This window comes from Pseudomonas putida (assembly GCF_001976065.1).
Classification (GTDB): Bacteria; Pseudomonadota; Gammaproteobacteria; order Pseudomonadales; family Pseudomonadaceae; genus Aquipseudomonas; species Aquipseudomonas serbica.
Map to the genome: position 1 here is coordinate 1372873 of NZ_MNAH01000001.1, position 20447 is coordinate 1393319.

At 60.5% G+C, this 20447-nt stretch carries 15 protein-coding genes and 1 tRNA gene; 7 read left to right on the forward strand and 9 right to left on the reverse strand.

The genetic code is table 11. The features are described 5' to 3' along the window. Positions 1 to 74: 74 nt before the first annotated feature. From BKX96_RS06295 to BKX96_RS06310, 4 genes are all read right to left on the reverse strand, one after another. Entirely contained in the window at positions 75 to 1631 is a 1557-nt protein-coding gene (locus tag BKX96_RS06295) for an amino acid permease (RefSeq protein WP_077183067.1), read from the reverse strand. A gap of 133 nt (positions 1632 to 1764) precedes the next feature. Continuing rightward, entirely contained in the window at positions 1765 to 2925 is a 1161-nt protein-coding gene (locus BKX96_RS06300) for an iron-containing alcohol dehydrogenase (RefSeq protein WP_077183068.1), read from the reverse strand. A gap of 3 nt (positions 2926 to 2928) precedes the next feature. Then, the gene (locus BKX96_RS06305; protein WP_077183069.1) at positions 2929 to 4320 is read right to left on the reverse strand and encodes an aldehyde dehydrogenase family protein; all 1392 of its coding nucleotides are present in this window, start codon (positions 4318 to 4320) and stop codon (positions 2929 to 2931) included. Between the two features lie 7 nt (positions 4321 to 4327). Then, positions 4328 to 5701, reverse strand: a complete 1374-nt coding sequence (locus BKX96_RS06310; RefSeq protein ID WP_046816431.1) for a glutamine synthetase family protein — start codon at positions 5699 to 5701, stop codon at positions 4328 to 4330. Between the two features lie 215 nt (positions 5702 to 5916). Here BKX96_RS06310 and BKX96_RS06315 point away from each other — a divergent pair, with 215 nt between their 5' ends. The 4 genes from BKX96_RS06315 to BKX96_RS06330 all read left to right on the forward strand — a co-directional run bounded on the left by BKX96_RS06315 (position 5917) and on the right by BKX96_RS06330 (position 9784). Next, positions 5917 to 6303, forward strand: coding sequence for a GFA family protein (locus BKX96_RS06315; RefSeq protein ID WP_077183070.1), 387 nt, complete (start codon positions 5917 to 5919; stop codon positions 6301 to 6303). A gap of 284 nt (positions 6304 to 6587) precedes the next feature. Continuing rightward, positions 6588 to 7586, forward strand: a complete 999-nt coding sequence (locus tag BKX96_RS06320) for a bile acid:sodium symporter family protein (protein WP_046816433.1) — start codon at positions 6588 to 6590, stop codon at positions 7584 to 7586. A gap of 121 nt (positions 7587 to 7707) precedes the next feature. Next, positions 7708 to 7782, forward strand: a tRNA-Gln gene (locus BKX96_RS06325). Between the two features lie 325 nt (positions 7783 to 8107). Next, positions 8108 to 9784: an MFS transporter gene (locus BKX96_RS06330; protein WP_077183071.1), complete on the forward strand. Its 1677-nt coding sequence runs from the start codon at positions 8108 to 8110 to the stop codon at positions 9782 to 9784. A gap of 106 nt (positions 9785 to 9890) precedes the next feature. Here BKX96_RS06330 and BKX96_RS06335 read toward each other — a convergent pair whose 3' ends face one another. From BKX96_RS06335 to BKX96_RS06355, 5 genes are all read right to left on the reverse strand, one after another. Beyond that, positions 9891 to 10028, reverse strand: a complete 138-nt coding sequence (locus BKX96_RS06335; protein ID WP_179092130.1) for a hypothetical protein — start codon at positions 10026 to 10028, stop codon at positions 9891 to 9893. Positions 10029 to 10344: 316 nt separating this feature from the next. Beyond that, positions 10345 to 11427 (reverse strand): SEL1-like repeat protein, encoded by a 1083-nt coding sequence (locus tag BKX96_RS06340; protein ID WP_077183072.1) that lies wholly within the window; start codon positions 11425 to 11427, stop codon positions 10345 to 10347. A 186-nt stretch (positions 11428 to 11613) separates the two neighbouring features. Further along, positions 11614 to 12897 (reverse strand): SEL1-like repeat protein, encoded by a 1284-nt coding sequence (locus tag BKX96_RS06345; protein WP_077183073.1) that lies wholly within the window; start codon positions 12895 to 12897, stop codon positions 11614 to 11616. Further along, on the reverse strand, positions 12897 to 14699 hold the full coding sequence (locus BKX96_RS06350) for a phospholipase D-like domain-containing protein (RefSeq protein ID WP_077183074.1): 1803 nt from the start codon (positions 14697 to 14699) through the stop codon (positions 12897 to 12899). Before BKX96_RS06350 ends, BKX96_RS06345 begins: the two co-directional genes overlap by 1 nt. Beyond that, positions 14696 to 17404 (reverse strand): type VI secretion system Vgr family protein, encoded by a 2709-nt coding sequence (locus BKX96_RS06355; RefSeq protein ID WP_077183150.1) that lies wholly within the window; start codon positions 17402 to 17404, stop codon positions 14696 to 14698. The genes BKX96_RS06350 and BKX96_RS06355 overlap by 4 nt, the downstream gene beginning before the upstream one ends. 615 nt (positions 17405 to 18019) lie before the next feature. Between BKX96_RS06355 and BKX96_RS06360 the strand changes: the two genes are divergently transcribed. The 3 genes from BKX96_RS06360 (at position 18020) to BKX96_RS06370 (ending at position 20432) form a co-directional block, all read left to right on the forward strand. After that, positions 18020 to 18331: a DUF6124 family protein gene (locus BKX96_RS06360; protein WP_077183075.1), complete on the forward strand. Its 312-nt coding sequence runs from the start codon at positions 18020 to 18022 to the stop codon at positions 18329 to 18331. 478 nt (positions 18332 to 18809) lie between these two features. Continuing rightward, complete coding sequence (locus tag BKX96_RS06365; protein ID WP_077183076.1) at positions 18810 to 19007, forward strand: hypothetical protein; 198 nt, start codon at positions 18810 to 18812, stop codon at positions 19005 to 19007. A 48-nt stretch (positions 19008 to 19055) separates the two neighbouring features. Then, on the forward strand, positions 19056 to 20432 hold the full coding sequence (locus BKX96_RS06370) for an iron-containing redox enzyme family protein (RefSeq protein WP_077183077.1): 1377 nt from the start codon (positions 19056 to 19058) through the stop codon (positions 20430 to 20432). Positions 20433 to 20447: the final 15 nt, after the last annotated feature.

Consider the following 20447-nt stretch of genomic DNA (forward strand, 5'->3'; position numbering starts at 1 on the left):
TGAAAGAGCAGCGCAAGTCTCAAGGCCGCCTTCGCTGCGATGCGGCGGCCCGACAAGTCAACTCCTCCAGGACTTCAGCGTTTATTCAACGCCGCTTCAGCCGCCGCAATTTCGGCCTGGCGCTTGACGATCATGTCGCCCACCGGCGGGCCCTGGAAGCGGCGCGCTTCGAAGCCGAACCAGACGATGGCCGTCAACACCAGGAAGCCGATGGTGATGTACAACGCCCAGTCGTTCGGTGGCTGGATGCCGATGACGAAGATGATCACCATCGACAGGACCGAGAGCAGGGCAAACACCGTGTACCAGAAGCGCCCGATGTTCCACGGCCCCATGGTCGGCCACCTCGAGGTCCCGTAGGCGAACAGGCCCAGCACGATGGGAATGATGAAGGAGAAGAACAGGAAGATCACCGTGCAGGAGACCACGATGGTGTAGACCGGTGTCTCACCGACCGAGATCACCGATGAGCCCCAGTCGAACAGCACGGCGAGGGTAGCGCCGGTCCAGATTGCCGCCACCGGGCTGCGAAAGGTCGGCGAGACCGAGGACAGGGCTTTCGAGCAGGGCAGGCCGCCGTCACGGGAAAACGCGAAGATCATGCGCGAAACCGAGGTGACAGTGGCCAACCCGCAGAGCACCTGGGAGATGAAAATCGCCACGTACAGCGCGTCCTTGAGCAGCGGATTGACCTGGGTGTTCATCGCCCAGAAGAACACGTTCCAGCCTTGCTTGGCCGCCTCGTCCATGCTCGGCAGCATCAGCACGAAGGCGCTGAGCATCACCCAGCCGAACAGCAGCGACCAGACCACCGACATGACCATGCCCCGAGGCACCGACATGGCGGCATTGCGGGTTTCCTCGGAGGTGTGCGCGGAAGCGTCATAACCGGTGATGGTGTAGATCGGCAGCAGCAGGCCGAGCATGAAGATCCAGCCGTTGGACACCTGTGGCCAGACGCTGCCGCCGGCTTCGCCGGAATAGTTGCCGAAGGTCACCAGCCGGGAGAACTCGAAACTGGGGGCCGAGATCAGGCAGACAATGGTCAGCGCCAGTGCGGTGGCGAAAATCAGGTAGCCGGAAAAGTCCGTCAGCCTGGCGGTCAGGCCGATGCCCAGGTGATTACACAAAGCCTGGAGCCCGGTGAGGATGGCCAGGAAAATCACCCGGGTCGTGGTGGTGTCCTCCATGCCCAGTGCCGGGCCGAAGGCACCGAAGAAAAAGTAGTAGGTGCCGACGTTGATCGCACCGAGCACCGTGACCAGCCCCAGCAGGTTGAACCAGGCCGTGAGCCAGCCAGTGAAGCGGTTGCCAAGGATCGAGCCCCAGTGATACAGGCCGCCTGCGGTGGGGTAGGCCGAGGAAATCTGCGCCATGGCCAGGGCGAACACCCCGGAAATCAGGCAACCGATCGGCCAGCCGATGCCGATCGAGGCGCCGCCCGCACCCGAGGTGCCCTGGGCCAGTGAGTTGATGCCGCCGGAGAGGATGCAGATGATCGAAAAGGAAATCGCGAAGTTGGAGAAAACCCCCATTCGTCGCGACAACTGCTGGGCATAGCCCATGCTGTGCAGCACCTTGACGTCATCGTCGTGCGGCGCGTCGGTGCCGGGCTGGCTTGCTGGGTTCATCGTTGTGTGCCCCTTCAGGTTTGATACGCAGCCATCCGGGGTTCCGGATGGGTTGGTTTTCAACCCCTTGTCGTACTGCTCCTGTTTACAACCGCTAACCTGTTGCTGTTTCGATCATGGACCCTCGATCGAGTCAGAGACGGCCATGGAAAGCCGCCTGGAAAATTTCCGTCACGCCGGCCTTTGTCAACGGCAACGGATTGCCGCCGGCACTGGGGTCAACTATTGCCATGTCCGCGATCAGGTCAGCCCGTTGATCATCCACGCCCAGTTCGAACAGCGTATGGGGCACGGCGATGTCCTTGCGCAATTTGAGGACGAAGGCCAGGAAGCTGTCGAAGCCCGGGGAGGGCAGGTGCAGGTACGCGGCCAGGCGTGTGATGCGTTCCTCGATGGCCGGGCGATTGAATTTGAGCACATAGGGCATCAGGGTGGCGTTGGTCATGCCGTGGTGGGTGTCGTACAGCGCGCCGATCGGATGCGCGAGGGCGTGCATCCCGCCCAGGCCTTTCTGGAAAGCAGTGGCGCCCATCGCCGCCGCCGCCAGCATCTGCCCGCGGGCATCGAGGTCCGAAGGGGTGTGCACGGCGCGCACCAGGGCATTGCTCACCAGGCGCATGCCTTCGACCGCGATGCCATCGGCCATGGGGTGGAAACCCGGGGCGCAGTAGGACTCCAGGCAGTGCGCCAAGGCGTCCATGCCCGTGCCGGCGGTGACTTTGGCCGGCATGCCGACGGTCAGGGCCGGGTCGCTGATGACCACCCGTGGCATCATTTTCGGATGGAAGATGATGCGTTTAGTGTGGGTGCGATCATCGATGATCACCGCCGCACGGCCCACTTCAGAGCCCGTACCCGCGGTGGTCGGTACTGCAATGACCGGGGCGATGCGGCTTTCATCGGCGCGGGTCCAGTAGTCGCCGATGTCTTCGAAATCCCAGACCGGCCGGGTCTGGCCACTCATGAAGGCGATGAGCTTGCCCATGTCCAGGCCACTGCCACCGCCAAAGGCCACCACACCATCGTGGTTGCCTGCGCGCCAGGCTTCGAGCCCGCCGGCCAGGTTGGCTTCGACCGGATTGGGCTTGAGGTCGCAGAACAGCGCAGCGCCCAGCCCGGCATCGCGCAGAGCGTCGAGCGCAGCCGTGGTGATCGACGCGCGTCCCAGGCCACTGTCAGTGACCAGCAGCGGGCGCTGGATCCCCTGGCTACAACAGGTCTCGGCCAGTTCCGCGATGCGGCCGACACCGAAGCGGATGCTCGTAGGGTAGTTCCAGTTTCCAGTCAGGCTCATGGTTCAGGTCTCGTGGCGCAGATGGAAGGATTTGGCGCGGGTGAGGTGTTCATAACCCATGGATGACAGGGTGACGCCGCGTCCACTGTTTTTCACCCCGGTCCAGGCCAGGGCCGGGGCCAGGTAATCGCAGCGATTCATGAACAGGGTGCCGGTGTCGATCTCGTCGCCCAGGCGTTCGGCGGCGGCCAGGTCGCGGGTCCAGATTGAAGCGCTGAGGCCGAATTCGCTGTCGTTCATCAAGGCGATGGCTTGCTCGTCGCTGTCCACCGGCATGATGCCGACCACCGGGCCGAAGCTTTCATCGCGCATGACCGACATTTGATGATTGACGTCGACCAACACTTGCGGGGCGAGGTAGGCGCTGCCCGGCACGTCGGCGGCAAACGCCCGCGGGTCGATCAGTGCCTTCGCGCCCAAGGCCTGCGCATCGGCAATCTGCCCGCGGACGAAATCCGCCGCCCCCGGACTCACCAGCGGTCCGAGGGTAGTGGCTTCGTCCAGCGGGTTGCCCAGCACGTATTGACGGGTCAAATCGGCGAAGCGTTCGACAAACGCCGGGTAGATGTTCTGGTCGACGTAGATACGTTCCACGGCGCAGCAGCTCTGCCCGCCATTGAAGAAACTGCCGTCCACCAGGTTTTCCACGGCATGTTCGAGGTCGGCGTCGGCCCGCACGTAGGCCGGGTCTTTGCCGCCGAGCTCCAGGCCGACCCGCAGGAAACCCTCGACCGCAGCGCGTTGCATTTCCATGCCGGCTGCCACCGAGCCGGTAAAGTTCACCTGTTGCACCTGTCTGGAGCCGATGACCACGCCGGTATGGATGTGACTGAGCAGCAGGTTCTGGAACAACCCTTCTGGCAGGTTGGCGCGGCGCATGGCTTCGGCAAATCGCTCGCCCACCAGCAGCGTTTGCGAAGCGTGCTTGAGGATCACGCTGTTGCCGGCCATCAGTGCCGGAATGATCGTATTGACCGCTGTCAGGTAGGGGTAATTCCACGGAGCGACCACCAGCACGGTGCCCATTGGCTCACGCTTGATGTACCGGCGAAAGCCCGCGACGGGTTCGACTTCGAGCGCCGCCAGGGCTTGCGGCGCAATGGTGATCATGTACCGGGCTCGCTCTTCGAAGCCGCGCAGTTCGCCGGCGCCATAGCGCACCGGACGGCCCATTTGCCAGGCCAGTTCGGGGACGATCTCATCCTTCATGGCCAGCATCGCGTCCACCGCGGCGCTGCAAAAAGCTGCGCGTTCGCTCAATGGCCGGCGCTTCCATTGCGCCTGGGCGCAGGTGGCCGCCGCCAGTGCCTGCTCGATCTGTACGATATCGGCGTACTGACGCTCGGCGAAGACCCGGCCATCGACCGGCGAGATGAGTTGAACAGTGTTGGTCATGATGCTCTCAGTAGCGCTCGAAGCCGCGCTGCAGTTCCCAGTCGGTGATGCGCCGGTCGTACTCTTTCTGTTCCCATTCGGCGGTGTGCACGTAATGGTCGATCACCTCGTCGCCGAAGGCCTCGCGCAACATGCTGGACTCCTGCAGTGCGGCACAGGCCTCACGCAAAGTCTTGGAGACCTCAGGCAGATGCTCGTCAACGTAGGCATCGCCCTCGAAGGGCGCAGCGAGCTCAAGTTTTTCATCGATGCCCGCCAGCCCGGCGGCGATCAGGGCGGCGAAGGCCAGGTAAGGGTTCAGATCGGCGCCGCCGATGCGGCATTCGATGCGGATCGATTTGCTGGCCTCGGCGCACAGGCGAAAGCCGGCGGTGCGATTGTCCCGGCTCCACACCGCTCGGGTAGGGGCAAAGGTGCCGGCCTGAAAACGCTTGTAGGAATTGATATAGGGCGCAAGGAAACAGGTGATGTCGTTGGCGTACTTGAGCTGCCCGGCCACCCACGAACGCATCAGTTTGGACATGCCGAACTCGGCCTTGGCGTCGAAGAACAACGGCTTTTTGGCGTTCTTGTCCCACAGCGAATTGTGGATGTGGCTGCTGGAACCGGCGGCGTCATAGCGCCACTTGGCCATGAAGGTGATCGCCTTGCCCTGGAGTTGAGCGATCTCCTTGCAAGCGTGCTTGATGATGACGTGATGGTCGGCCATGGTCATGGCATCGGCGTAACGGATATTGATTTCTTCCTGGCCCGGGCCCCATTCGCCCTTGGAATTTTCCACCGGGATGCCGCTGGCCTGGAGGTGCTTGCGGATCGCCCGCAGCACCGGCTCTTCGCGGGTGGTCTGCAGGATGTTGTAATCCTCGATGTAGTGCCCGGCGGTTTTTGGCTTGAGGTAGTTGCGCTTGTGGATGGCCTCGTAGCTCTCGTCGAACAGGTAGAACTCCAGTTCCGAGGCGAACATGCCGGTGTAGCCGCGTTCACGCAGGCGCTCGACCTGTTTTTTCAGGATCGCCCGCGGGCTGTGGGGCAAGTCCTGGCGATGGTGATGGTCCAGCACATCGCACAGCACCAGCGCCGTGCACTCGAGCCAGGGCACCTTGCGCAAGGTGCGCATGTCGGGCTTGAGCACGAAGTCGCCGTAACCTTTGCTCCAGCTGGCAGCGGCGTAACCCGGCACCGGCTCCATGTCGATGTCGTCGGCCAGCAGGTAATTGCAGCAGTGGGTTTCTTCATGGCCGCTGTCGATGAAAAACTCGACCTGGAAGCGTTTGCCCACCAGGCGGCCCTGCATGTCGACCATGCACACCAGAACGGTATCGATTTCGCCTGAGGCGGCAGCACGCTTGAGTTGGTCAAAACTGAGTAACGGCTCGGTCATCACGGCAATCCTGCGCAAATTGTCTGGGCCTGTCTGAGATAGCTGTTGCAGACGCTCTCCAGAAAAACCAACAACTGCCGCCGCGAGCATCAAGGGCAATAAGCTGACGTAAGCTTAGCCTACTGTCGCTTTTCGCAAGTTTTTGCTGTGAAGGCTTTGTTAGCCTCTACAGTCGTTGAGTGGCTACTTTCAAACCCTTGGAGAGGAGGGCAGACATGCAACGATTTACGGGTGGATGCCTGTGCGGCGATGTCCGGCTTGTGGCGGTGGGGCAACCGTACCGGGTCGGTCTTTGTCACTGCCTCGATTGTCGCAAGCACCATGGGGCGCTCTTTCACGCTTCGGCGATATTCCCTGAGGACGCGGTGACGATCGAGGGCGAAACCCGGGACTATGCCGGGCGCCATTTCTGTCCTCGCTGTGGCTCGTCGGTGTTTGCCCGCAGCAATGACGAGGTCGAAGTGAACCTGGGTTCATTCGATGCGCCTGACCAGTTCACGCCTACCTACGAAAGCTGGACGGTGCGGCGTGAGGCCTGGTTGCCGGCGTTTGCGCTCGCTCGGCACTATGAGCGTGATCGAGAAGGCAACGGTCGTCTGTAGGAGCTGGCTTGCCAGCGAAAGCGGCGTATCAATCACCCGTGATGTTGGATGTGCCGGCCTCATCGCTGGCAAGCCAGCTCCTACAGGTGCCTGCAGCGCATACAAAAGCTGTGTATGGCACAAATCCCCCGTAGGAGCTGGCTTGCCAGCGAAAGCGGCGTACCAGTCACCCGTGATTTTGAGAGGTGTCCGTTAGGCGCTATCTCCTGGCTTTTTAGCGTTAGCCGGCAATTTGGGGGCGCGCTAGAGTGGTCGCAACGTTCCCGGCCGCCTGGATGCCCCTGATGACCCGCCCCCGTTTCTTGCCCGACAACTTCACCCTGACCCTGGTCGGCGTGGTCCTGCTCGCCAGCCTGTTGCCCGCCAGTGGCCAGGTGGCCGTGGGCTTTGGCTGGTTGACCAACGGCGCCATTGCGCTGCTGTTTTTCCTCCACGGGGCAAAGCTCTCCCGGGAATCGATCATTGCCGGTGCCGGTCACTGGCGCCTGCACTTGCTGGTGTTCGGCCTGACCTTCGTCCTGTTCCCGCTGCTCGGCCTGGCGCTCAAGCCATTGCTGTCACCGCTGATCGGCGCCGACCTGTACATGGGCATGCTTTACCTCTGCGCGCTGCCGGCCACGGTGCAGTCGGCGATCGCCTTTACCTCCCTGGCACGAGGCAACATCCCGGCGGCGATTTGCAGCGCGGCAGCGTCCAGTCTGTTCGGGATCTTTCTCACGCCCTTGCTGGTGACCTTGCTGTTGGACGTGCACGGCGAGGGTGGCTCGACCCTGGACGCGATCCTGAAGATCAGCCTGCAGTTGTTGCTGCCGTTCATTGCCGGGCAGATCGCTCGCCGCTGGATCGGCGCCTGGGTGGCGCGCAACAAGAACTGGCTGAAATTTGTCGATCAGGGCTCGATCCTGCTGGTGGTGTACGGTGCTTTCAGCGAAGCGGTGATCGAAGGCATCTGGCACCAGATCCCGTTGCGTGACCTGGCCGGGCTGGTGGTCGCCTGCTGCGTGGTGCTGGGGCTGGTGTTGGTGGCCTCCACGGTGCTGGGCAAGGCCCTGGGTTTCAACCAGCAAGACCGCATCACCATTCTTTTCTGTGGCTCGAAAAAAAGCCTGGCCACGGGCGTGCCGATGGCTCAGGTGCTGTTCGCCGGCAGCACCATTGGCGTGTTGATCCTGCCGCTGATGCTGTTCCACCAGATCCAGCTGATGGTCTGCGCAGTGCTTGCCCAGCGCTTCGCCAATCGCCCTGAATCGGTGCCCGAACTGATGGGACAGGTCGATCCTTGATGGTAAGTCGCTGTTTTAAAATAAAATAATTGGGCGAGGGGGTTCCCAGGCGGCAAGAATGTTGGTAAATTGCCGCCCATTCCTGCTGAGGGCCTTCCCCGGCTCTCCAGGCAGTAGCTACAGGGGCGTCGCCAAGCGGTAAGGCAGCAGGTTTTGATCCTGCCATGCGTTGGTTCGAATCCAGCCGCCCCTGCCATATTTCTGATAACCCCCACTCACGCACTGCGCGAGTGGGGGTTATTGCATTCTGTACATCCCCCCTCGCAACAAAATATCTTCCAACGGCACAAAGTCTCGGTTGCAGGCTCATTCGCTTGATTCCGTTTGCCCGTGATGGCGAGTGGATATCTGCAAGAAGCCGATTATGCTCAATGAAACCTTGCAGCGATGCGAGGCCGTCAGCCTGTGTGCATGCTTTGCGCAATCCGTAATCCGATGACATCAGCCCCAGGGCCAGGGTGCGGCAACAAGAAGATAGTGGGGTACTCCGGCCTATAACAAGAGAAAGACGGAGACGACTCATGGCCGCAATCGACAACACCACCGCGGGTAACGCGCCCCAGCACGGGATCACCAAGGAGGAGCGCAAGGTCATCTTCGCCTCGTCCTTGGGCACCGTGTTCGAATGGTACGACTTCTACCTCTACGGCTCCCTCGCCGCGATCATTGCCAAGCACTTCTTCGCCGGCGTCAACGAGACCACGTCCTTCATCTTTGCCTTGCTCGCGTTCGCTGCAGGCTTCGCCGTGCGCCCCTTCGGCGCCATCGTGTTCGGCCGACTGGGCGACATGATCGGGCGCAAGCACACCTTCCTGATCACCATCGTAATCATGGGTGTCTCCACGGCCATCGTTGGTTTCCTGCCCGGTTACGCGACCATTGGCGTGGCCGCCCCGATCATCCTGATTACCCTGCGCCTGTTGCAAGGCCTGGCCCTGGGTGGCGAGTACGGCGGGGCGGCGACCTACGTGGCCGAACACGCACCCAAGGGCAAGCGCGGCTACTTCACCTCGTGGATCCAGACCACCGCCACCCTCGGCCTGTTCCTTTCGCTGCTGGTGATCCTTGCCTGCCGCACCGTGCTTGGCACCGAGGCGTTCGAAGCCTGGGGCTGGCGGATTCCCTTCCTGCTGTCGATCCTGCTGCTGATCGTCTCCGTCTACATCCGCCTGCAACTCAGCGAATCGCCGGTGTTCGTGAAGATGAAGGCCGAGGGCAAGGCCTCCAAGGCGCCGCTGACCGAATCCTTCGCCCGTTGGGAAAACCTCAAGATCGTGATCATGGCGCTGCTCGGCGGTACCGCCGGCCAGGCCGTCGTCTGGTACACCGGGCAGTTCTACGCGTTGTTCTTCCTGCTGCAGACCCTCAAGATCGACGCGCAGACCGCCAACCTGCTGATTGCCGGTTCGCTGCTGATCGGTACGCCGTTCTTCGTCATCTTCGGCAGCCTGTCCGACCGCATCGGGCGCAAGGGCATCATCATGGCCGGTTGCATCCTCGCGGCGCTGACCTACTTCCCGATCTTCAATGCGTTGACCCAGTACGGTAACCCCGACGTGTTCATCGCACAGGAGAAGAACCCGGTCACGGTGATCGCCGATCCCGACCAGTGTTCGTTTCAGTTCGACCCGGTGGGCAAGGCCAAATTCACCAGCTCCTGCGACCTGGCCAAGACCGTGTTGGCCAAACGGGCCATCCCCTACAAGAACGAGAAGGCCGAGCCGGGAACTGTCGCGCAGGTTCGTATCGGCGACAAAGTGATCCCCAGCTTCGAAGGCACCGGCATGCCGGCCGCCGACTTCAAGACCCGCAACGACGCCTTCATCGCAACCCTGGGCACCGCCCTCAAGGACGCCGGCTACCCCGAGAAAGCCGACCCGGCCAAGACCAACTACCCGATGGTGCTGCTGCTCCTGACCATCCTGGTGATCTACGTGACCATGGTCTACGGCCCGATCGCCGCCTGGCTGGTGGAACTCTTCCCGGCGCGCATCCGCTACACCTCGATGTCACTGCCATACCACATCGGCAACGGTTGGTTCGGCGGATTCCTGCCAACAGTGGCTTTCGCCATGGTCGCGGCCACGGGCGATATCTACTATGGGCTGTGGTACCCGATCGTGATCGCGGTGATGACGGCGATCCTGGGTACGTTCTTCCTGCCGGAGACGAAGGATCGGGAGATTCATCACACTTGAAATCTGTTGGAGCCAGCGGTGCGGCTGTCCGCTGCCCGCTCGCTCCTTCAGCTAAGGCGTAGGAAATCGCCTTCTGATATTCACTCTGTAGATACCGTCTTGAACCTCACCGGGCAAGCGCAAGTTTCGGGTCATAGGGTTGGCCCGACTTGAGCACGCCGTAAACGAAGTGCAGCAGCTTGCGCATCGCCGCACAGATGATCTGCTTGGGGGCCTTGCCGTTGGCCTTCAGGCGGTCTTTCATAGCTTTGATCGCCTCATTATGCTGCTCCTTTTTAGTTGCCGGAATTGGCGGTGTTGTTTCTAAGGTGTGAGTCGTGCGTGTTACCAGTTGCACCCTGCCCATCAGGAAATACTCAGGCTTCTCCGAACAGTATCCATTTGATATTTTCCTCTTCGACGATCACTCGGTCGGCGAGCAAGAAGCGGCTGTGGCGCCTTTGGATTCTTAGTGTTGACAGGATTTCGCCCTTCTCGAAACGGCGAATTTGTGCACCTTCGAGGCGCGAGAAAAACTGGCTACCTATATCTGCTTTCCAGTAGCCAGACTGCGGGCAGGCTTAGCCGCTGTTGCAGGTCGGCCTGGGGGAAGTAGCCTGGATGAAGCCGGGAGAATCCGGCAGCGGTCGGCCGGTGGCGGGATCGAGGGCTTTGCCCTTGGCCAAACTAAGAATCAGCGCTTCACTGGGTTTTTCTGGTGGGATGTTTGCCAGGCGTTCTTCCAGCCATTGCAGCTTGCCTTCCCAGGCGGGCAACTCGGCGGGTGGCAGCGGGACGATCTCGTTGATCTCGGGGACTTTGGGATTGGCGTAGGAGTAGTCCGAGAGGATTTTCCAGATTTTTTTGTAGCGATCGGCGCGTTCGAGGTCTTCTTGTTGGCACAGGTAGTACAACCGATCATTCGGCTCCGGACCACGGAAGCCCTCGGTCAAAAAAGAAGCCGAAGTACTATCACCGGCAGCTGCCCCAAGTTGGAATGCTTCGAGTGCCTCTTGAAAATGCCCATCTATCGACAAATCAACACCGAGTGCTCTTGCAGCTTTACCGTTTCCTTGCGCCCCAGCACAACGGCGCATTAGCCGGGCAACGTCCGGGGCAATGTTGATCGGCGCTAACTTGTCGGCGATATATGTCTGGCCTTGTGCATTCCCTTGATCGGCGGACTTGCGGTAGTAACGCAACGCCATTTCGTGATCCTGCTGCAACCCGGCCGAACCATGCTGCAGAAAAATGCCGACAAAGTAATATCCCGCTGCCACGCCCGCGTCGATCAGTTGCTCACTCATGCGCAAATGCTCTTCACCACGGAGTTTGAAGAAACCGCGCATCGCACCGTTCTGTAGATTGATATTGGCCTTGTAGTGTCCGTTCTCACTGGCGATGCGGTATAGACGTTCGATCTCTCCATCAACAGTCTTGTCCTGCTTGAGTTGGTTATTCTTTTGCAACCAGCGCGCGTAGCGGAATAGCACATCGGCCTCCGCGGGAGCCTCAGGTATCTGCTCGTGCACACAGTTAAAAGCCATCCTGGCCTTGGCTTCAGTTAAAGGGTTCAAGGGCATTTTCTCGGTCGAAGTAGAAGTAGGGTTACTGGTGTCGCAGGCAACCAGCAGCAGGCAAAAAAGCAAGAGCACGAGACGCATCAGTCGAGATCCTTCGGGTGGCTTTGTCGTAATAAAAATTGACGAGCGAAGCACAGGGCGCATTCTTCTTTTACTGATCGTTCCCACGCTCTGCGTGGGAATGCATCCCGTGRGGCTCCGCGTCACCATTGCGCAGGTGTCGACAGCGGGACGCAGTGCGTTACTGTCCTGWTTGAGCTGGATCTCTCATCCGAGCAGGCACCATTCAACCGCTTGCTCAGATCTTGTGATCTTGTCGGAGAAGGGCCAGATGCGTGGGTGGTAACGTTCGACCAGTTGCTTGGGCAAGATCACGCCCTGCTCGAAATACCGAATRCCGTTGCCGTCCTTAACTGAATGGTGGCGAGGAAGCCAGCCAACCTGCCAGTACCCACTTACCGGGCAGACTTGACCGCTATAGCAGTACGGYGCGGATAAATGAGCCTGGCTGAATGCRGGTGAACCCGGAAGTCCTCGGCCGGTGGCCGGGTCCAGGAGTTTGGCCTTGGACAGCTGGTTGATCAGCGCTTGGCTGGGCTTTTCCGGTGGGACATTGGCCCGGCGTGCTTCRAGCCATTGGAGCTTGCCGTCCCAGGCTGGGAGCTTCGCCGGGGGTAAAGGGACGATTTCGTTGATTTCGGGGACTGTGGGGTTCGCGTAGGAAGCTCTCGCGAGTATTCGCCATATTTTTTTATAGCGTTCGGCGCGTTCAAGGTCTTCTTGTTGCCCTAGGTAGTACATCTTATTCGTGGAAGGATGACCTCGAAATGCATCGTCCAAGCGGCCGGCAGCATGTTCATCCCCGCCGGCTACACCCATCTGCAAAACTTCGATTGCTTCGGTGTATTTCCCCTCATCCCTTAGGTAAATCGACAGCATGACGGCTGCGTTCCCATTGCCTTGTTCAGCGGCGCAACGGCGCATCTGACGGGCTACGTCTGGCGCGATATCGCTCGGCGCCAGCTTGTCGCCTACATATGCCTGGGCTTGGGCACTTCCCTGATCGGCGGCCTTGCGGTAATAACGTAACGCCATTTCCGAATCCTGCTTCAACCCAGCCGAACCCTGCTGCAAGAAGATCCCCACGAAGTAATATCCCGTGGCAACACTGGCTTCGATCAGTTGTTGGCTCAGGCGCAAGTGTTCATGGCCGTGAAGCTTGAAATGCTGACGCATCGCTCCGTTCTGAAGGTTGATGTTGGCTTTGTAATGGCCGTTTTCGGCGGCGATGCGGTACAGCCGTTCGATCTCGACGTCGACGCTCTTGTCTTGCTTTAGCTGATTGTTCCTCTGCAACCAGCGGGCGTATTGGAACAGCACATCTGTTTCGGCTGAGGGGGCAGGAATTTTTTCGTGGGCGCAGGCAAAGGCGAAATTGGCCTTGATGTCGGTGAGCGGATTCACATGAGGGTCCTTCTTCATATAGGTAAAGGCGCTGCGGCTATCACAAGCGGCCAACAGCAGGCACAACAGCAAGAGCACGAGACGCATCAGTCGAGATCCTTCAGGGTGGCTTTGTCGTAATAAAATTCGACGAGCGAAGCACAGGGCGCATCCTTCTTTTCCTGAAACTTTTTATTGTCATTGACGATCGTCTGCCAGGCCTTGAACGCCTCATCCGCATCATCCTGCGCCCCCATCCCATTCGTATGCATATCCCACAACCGCCGCCGCAACGCCTGGGTCACGCTCGCCCACTCATGGGCAATGTTCAGCTCGCTATCAACCTGCATGCTGCGGGTGTTGATGTTGGCCGAGCCGTGGGTGGTGAACACGTCGTTGACGATCATCAGCTTGGAGTGGATGTACACCGGCATCCATTTGTCGCCCGCCTTCAAGTCGTTGGCGACCAACGAGCACACATGAACTTTCAGGTTGGGAATGTTCTCCGGAACAAGGGTGCTGTCCTTGATTTGCCGGATGTGCCAATCGAGTTTTTCCTGCCACTGGGCAAGCTCCTGATGCCCGACGCGATCGCTTGGCTCGGGCCGTGGCCGGGGTGGTGCGTCGGCTTTGACCTTTTCAATGCGTTGTAACTTCGTGACTTGGGGAATGGTGTCGGCGCGCCCGAGGCTTTCGAGCATGCGTTGGGTATTGACTGCGCCAGGGCCGAGGCCTTGTTCTGTGTCATTGGTGACAACGAACAGATGCAGGCTGCCATGCTCCACAGGATCACGTCCGGCTCTGGCCTGGCTGGCGGCGACGTCCTTGATCAGGTTAGCCAGGGGTGGCCAGCGGAAATACTGGTTCTCGATGTAGATAAATTGGGTCGCGTTGTTGACGGCTTGCAGGTAAAGCTTCTCGATATCCCGCTTGCCTTCCTGGGGTTGGGTGCGCAGCAGTTGAGCCAACTGCCGGGTGGCGCCGGGCAAGCATTGAAGTTGTGGCCCCACCTGCTTGGCTTGCCGTAGAGCGAGCAGGTCCTCGCCGGTTTCCTTGCGCCAGGCGCTGGCGAAGTTGTGGTGCAGGTGTTCCAGAATCGGCCCGCTGACCTGGCTGGAAATATCCTGACGTGGCGTATCACCACGCGGGCCATGATCGGGTCTGGGCTTGCTGTTCCTGGATCGATTTAGCGCGGAATGCCTGTCAGTGTCCCAATACTCGTCGAGCATGTTGTGGCCCATGACGAAACCGACGGCACTGTCTGGCAGCTCATAATCGACCAGCACCGTCTTTTGGTGGTGTGACGCTGTAAACCGCAACGCTTGGCGCATGTTGGCGCTGATCTGTGGGTCGAGACTTTCATATTTCACCCAGTGGGAAATTTCAGCTCGCTCTTGCCAACTGAAGCCGCGGCTGACAAACAGCGACAGGCCACTCGTACTTCGTTGGGCAGCTGCGCAATCGGCAAACCACTGCCGATCATAGGCATATTGGATATCCGTGGAAGGTTGCATCGCGCGGTTGTAGATTCGGTACGGGCCTTTCCCGGGTAGATTGGCTTCACCCGCCCAACCCGCGCTGTTAAACAATATCTCCCAGCCCAATATCCGAACCTTGACGCCCTCTTTCGCCTTGGCCTTCAATAAATCGCCGATGCACGGCACCTCGAGGTCTCGTTCGCGAATGAAAAACATCGATGGCTGAAAACCCCAGCAGATGATGTCGACAGTTTTCGTGGCCTGGGCGATGGCAAGATGAACAGCCTTGAAGGTCTCTTCGCCGTTGACCAACGGCTTATAGGTAGCCATTGCGGGGTGATACTCGGTGTTGCACACATACCAGGGTGAACAGCAGGTGGCCTCTTGGGTTTGCTGGAGTGCGACCGGCGTAACGATGTCGGTTGATCTCATGGTGTTTTTCCTTCCTGGTCAGTAGGTCCTTCCATCACTGCGGCGTACAGGGCGCGGTGATCGGTGTGCGAGGTGGGCTCACTCACCTCGGCATTGGTTCGCGAGGGGTGGTTTTGCAAGCCGCGATTGGCTAAGTGCGCCTGTTCGGGATTGCGGTAGTCGGTGGGAACCGGAATCTGGTAGGCAACACTGTTGGCCATCACCAGCCGATAGGTTTGAGTCACAACCTGATGGTCAATCAACAGTTGCCCGGTCTTGTCCAACACACCTCGCTTGAGTAGCGCGCCGTCGGCGTACAGGGTGTAGGGCATGCCTGCCCAGCCTTCGCTGGAAGCGTTTGGGGCTTGCGGCACGTTGAGCCGCAGAACTTGTTTGGACAGGCTTTGCGGATAATCCGGATGCGCGGCGGTCATGCTGGCCGGACCGCTAAAGGCGAAGTGCGCAGACTTGACCTTGTGGTCGCCCGCCGTCCCCGATTCGATGCCGCCTGCATCGAGGCTGAGATAGCTGCCCCCGCCATTGAGGGCGATTTTCTTTTTCGCGGTGATATGGATTTCGTCTTCGGTGCTGGTAATTGACAGCCCGTGGCGAGCCAGCAGTTCCAAGGAGTCGTTCTGCGCTTGCACGCTGACCGGGCCATGATTGGCGATCAGCTTGATCCCCAGCTTGCGCACAAACAGGCTAAATCCCTGGCCCACACCCATGAACAGGCGCTTGACCACGCTGAAGTCGGCTTGGCCACCGGCGTTGAGCATCAGGTTGTCCTGCGCCGCCAGTTGCAGGTGCTCGCCACTGCTCAAGGCGATGCCTTGGGGCGCGCTGAGCAGGATCACCTGAGCCTTGAGTGCATCGAGTTGCTCGCGCATCAGTGATATTTGGGCCTGCACATCGGCGGAATCGGCGTGGGCCGCCTGGGCATCGCTGGACAGGCCTTGCATCTGCTCCCCTGCCTGTTGCAAACGACCCAGCGCAGCGGCCATTTCCAGCACCACGCCCTGGGCCTTGGCCTGCACATCGGCGCTGATGAACAAGCCCTTGCCGCCACGAATGGCGCCATGCCCATCCGTCCTCAGCTCAAACCCTTCCCCGCGTTTTTTCTTCTGCGCATCCACCAGATGCCCCAGGTTCAGCTGGCTCTTGCCACTGTGCTCAGTACTGAGCTTGATGTGCTCCTCGCCGCGGTTGTCCTCCATGCGCAGCTTGTTGTTCGCCGGRGTGCGCAGCACGTTGCGTTTGTAGTTGCGCAGGGTCACGTGGTCCGGGTGGTCGCTGTCGTGCAGGGCGTGGGCGATGTAGGGGCGGTCSGGGTCGCCYTGTTCGAAGGCGATGGCCACTTCGGTGCCGCAGATCAGCGGCAGGTGCAGGCCRTGGGTGTCGCCGGCGTAGGGGCGTGCCTGGCGSAGCCACATGCTTTCCTGGCCGAGCTTCCASGGGTCGCGATCGAACAGGAAGTTGACCTTGTAGCGGCCTTCGAGGTCGATTTCGGCGTAGGGATCGTTGGCTTTGCCGCTGGTGACGCGGGCCGGCAGGGTGCCGGCGATGATCGGTTTGGGCGGGACTTGCGGGCGGAAGCAGACCATTTCCGCGTAGGGGATGGCCTCGAAATTTACTTCGATGCTGCGGTCGCGGGCCGCGCAGGTGTGCAGGCCGGTGATCACTGCGCCGGGGGTAAAGGCCTGGGGCGCGCCGGCGATTTTCAGCACCTGGCCCGGCGCCAGGGTGGCGCTGCTGCTGGCGCCGCTGAGGTGGGTCTGGCTGTTGAGGTAACGTTCGTGACGCAGGCGGGCGTAGAAAAAACCGCTTTCGCTTTGCAGATCTTCGTCCTGGTCGAGGCGATCGCCGAGCACGCGGTAGGGTTCGGCGTAGTGGTAGGCCTCGCCGTAGGTGGTGGTCGTGGTGCCGCGGGTCTGGTCGACTTCGCCATCGAGCCGGGCCCTTGCATCGCGGTGGTGATAGGCGCGGAAGTTGATGGATTTCTCCACCACCTGGTGGCGGGTCTGCAGGCCCCACACGCCGTCCTCGCCACTGGCGAAGCCGGCCGGCGCACGCAACGGCAGCTGCACGCCGAACTGGTAGTGGCGCTGGTCGTCGTGGAACTCGACGACGTCGATCTGCAGGCGGTCGTCGTGGCTGAAGCGGTACCAGATGCCGACCTCGGCCAGCAGGCGCTCGATGAACTTGAGGTCGCTTTCGCCGTATTGCATGACCTGCTCGCGRCGGGGGTATTCGCGCACCAGCTGGAACAGGAAATGCTGGCCGAGGAAAYCGTGGCGGCTGCGCAGGATGTGCTCGACGATCTCCGGCACCGACTGKTGCTGGTACAGGCGGTACTGACGGCCGCGATCGAGCAGGGCCAGGCGCGGTTGCAGGGTGATTTCGTAGCGRGCTTCGTCGCGGGAGCTGGACAGGCGCTGGAAGGTGTTGACCACGCCATACAGGCTGCGCAACGGCTTGTACTCGGGCRCTGGCAGGCCGGGGTAAGGCGGCTTTGGCGGCAACGGATACAGACTGAARCGGGCGTCCTTGTTGAGTATTTGTTCGGCGCTGAGGTCCTGTTCGGCGCAGGTGAATTCGATGCGGTAGCTGAAGGGCTGGCTGAGGTGTTCCTGGCCTTCGAAGGCCAGGACATCGAAGACGGCGTCGAGCCGGTGGATGGTGAATGTGTGGCGAGTGTGGTTGAAGAAAATGCGCGGTGTGTTGGACAAAATCAGTCCTCCCTGGGCTGGCTGGGCATACGGGGAGGCTTGGTTTTCCACCCTCGTTCAGGCACCCGACAGCTTTCGAGAATCTGACAAAGGTTGGAATCGGATGCTTCTGATGCGCGCGTAGGATGCGTCCGAGATGCCGGTGCGCCGGATCTGTAGGATTTTTTTGCGGGTTTGAGGAAGGGAGGGGCGCGGCGGTATCCCACGGCATTCAAGCGTTTGGCGCGAGGGTTGTCCTGCCTCTATTGGCAGCGCTTTTGCGAGCAATGTGCAACGTGTTTAAAAGCTACCCGGGTTACTTCCCGAAAGCCACAGCGCCTTGCGCCGTTGCCTACGGTTACGCCAGAATCCGCCGGCTTGTGCGCCTTGGAGCTGCTCGGTAACTTGGTTCGCGTCACTGATGGTCAGTGATCGGGTTTAGTAGCCCGCGGTAATTTGGCTGCACGTGCATCCGTCTGACAGGTATTTCCATACCTGTATTTTGATGGTGGCTGTACGTAGGGCGCTTTCGGGCGCGCCGGCTTAGCTGAGTTCCCCGGTCTACTAACCTGCGTACAGTTGCCTCCCTTTTCGTTTAGTAGCAGAAGGGCGGCACTCAACTAGAGAACACAGCATATGATCAAGCCGACCCCAAACCCGCCGGACACCGATCCGGTAACACCCTCCGAACGCATCCCCTCAGCCGCCGATATCCAGGCCACTCCGCGCAAGCTTTGCACCATGTTCATCGTCAACCCGGAACTCGATACCGAAACCCTGCTGGCCCATGCCTGTGAGTCGCTGGCTTCGGCCAATGTGATGACGCTGGATCTGGCGGATCATATGGAAGGGACGAGTCGCAATACCCTGTTGGGGATAGCCCAGGTCATCATGCTCGGCGAGCTGGCGGTGAGTCGGGCGCTGGATCGGATTGATCGGGCTGAATAGAAGATCAAAAGATCGCAGCCTTCGGCAGCTTCTACAGGGGGATGCGTTCACTTGGGAACAGGTCGGCTGTCAGGCCGCCATCGTCGGCAGGCCCCACAATAGATCGGGTACAGCCGCGAGAGAGTGGTTGACTGGGAGGGAGCCTTCGCCGGCAAGCCGGCTCCTACAGTAGGTCGGGTACAGCCGCGAGAGAGTGGTTGACTGGGAGGGCGCCTTCGCCGGCAAGCCGGCTCCTACAGTAGATCGGGTACAGTCGCGAGAGACTGGTTGACTGGGAGGGAGCCTTCGCCGGCAAGCCGGCTCCTACAGTAGGTCGGGTACAGCCGCGAGAGACTGGTTGACCGGGAGGGCGCCTTCGCTGGCATGTCGATCTCCTGCAAGGGTGTATGCCGCTCGTCTACTCGAACGCACGCAATCCCCTGGACGCCTTCAAAGCTGTACGACCCGGAAAACCCGGGCCCGGTTTGTGAGGTGAGACATGTCCAGCGAGTCGACTTTCCAGGGCAACAGCCAAGACCCGGACAAGACGCTCCCCGCGTCGGAAGATCCGGGCAAATACGATCCCCTGAAACAGCCCGACCTCGACGATGACGAGGACGCGCGGGATTGGAGTGAGCGCGACAGGAAGCTTCCCGAAGCAGATGAGCAAACACCTTTGTCCGATGACAGGCGATAGAAAAAAGCGCCCGGTGTTAACCCGAAGTACTGCCCAGGAGAACTGCCAATGACCCTATTAACAGCCCTGTCGGGTTCGCCTTCGACGCTCGCGGAAGCCGGTGGCCAGTACCGCGAACTCTACGATTTGCTGTACAGCAACGACCCGCAAGCCGGAACCCTGGGCGAACAGTTCCTGCGCGAGCAACTGGCCGAGGCCGCCGAGCTCCCCTGGGATCTGCCCGAAGCGCCAGGACAGTTGGCGGCATGGTCGGAACAACATTGCGCCGATGTCGCGCGCGACTATGCCCTCTACCTCGAAGCGCGCAAGCAGGGCGGGCCACGTCGGTATTTCTCGAACAAAGCCCATGCCCTGTTTTTCCTGCAGCGGGTGGCCCCGACCAAGGAGGTCGATGGCGCTTGGCTGACCGGTGTGCTTGAGCACTGGCAGGACCTGCGGTATGACGGGCTGCTGAGCACTTATCTGGAAGAGCTGGGCAACGGCGATCCCCGGCAGAATCACGTGGTGATCTACCGCAAGTTGCTGGCTGCGCACGACTGTGGCGACCGGCAGGGGCTGCTCGACGAACACTTTCGCCAGGGTGCGATTCAACTCGCATTGGGGCAGTGCAGCGAGATGTTCATGCCCGAGGTGATCGGCTACAACCTCGGCTATGAGCAATTGCCGCTGCACCTGCTGATCAGCGCCTATGAACTGCGGGAGCTGGGGATCGACCCGTACTACTTCACCCTGCATGTGACCATCGACAACGTCAGCAGCGGTCACGGGCGCAAGGCGATCGAAGCGCTGCTCGACCTGATGCCGATGGAGCAGGGGCGCGAAGAATTCTATCGGCGGGTCGCCGCCGGCTATCGACTCAATGACCTGGGGCCGGGCTCGACGGCGGTGATTGCAGGCTTCGACCTGCAGCAGGAAGTGATCGCCATGCTCGAGCGCAAACGCAGCTTCGGCCAGCACATGCATTCCGATTACTGCAAGGTCGAAGGCCAGACCGTCAACCAGTGGCTGGCGACGCCGGGCCAGATCGAAGAGTTTCTCGGCGCGCTGCAACGCAAGGGCTGGATCAAACGCCATGGCCCGCCCAAGGAGAGCCGATTCTGGCAATTGATCGAGGGCGATACGGCGGCCATGTTCGGCGTGTTCAGTGGCTATGAAAAACAACTGCTGCACGACTGGATCGCCGGTGACTGGCAAGACCCGCAACGCCAGCCAGTGCCACGCCGGGCGCCATCCGACGATGCCTTCGCCGATGAAGCCTTTGCGAACGACCCTGAGCTCAAGGCGTTGCAGGATTCCCTGCGCGACCAGTCACCGCGGCAACAACTGCAATTGCTGATCCCGTGGCTTTCGGCACAGCGCCATTGTCGACCCGCCGGACTTTACGCCACCCGACGTTTCATTGAATGCGTGGCCCGTTTGCGCTGATTTCAGGAGAGTCAT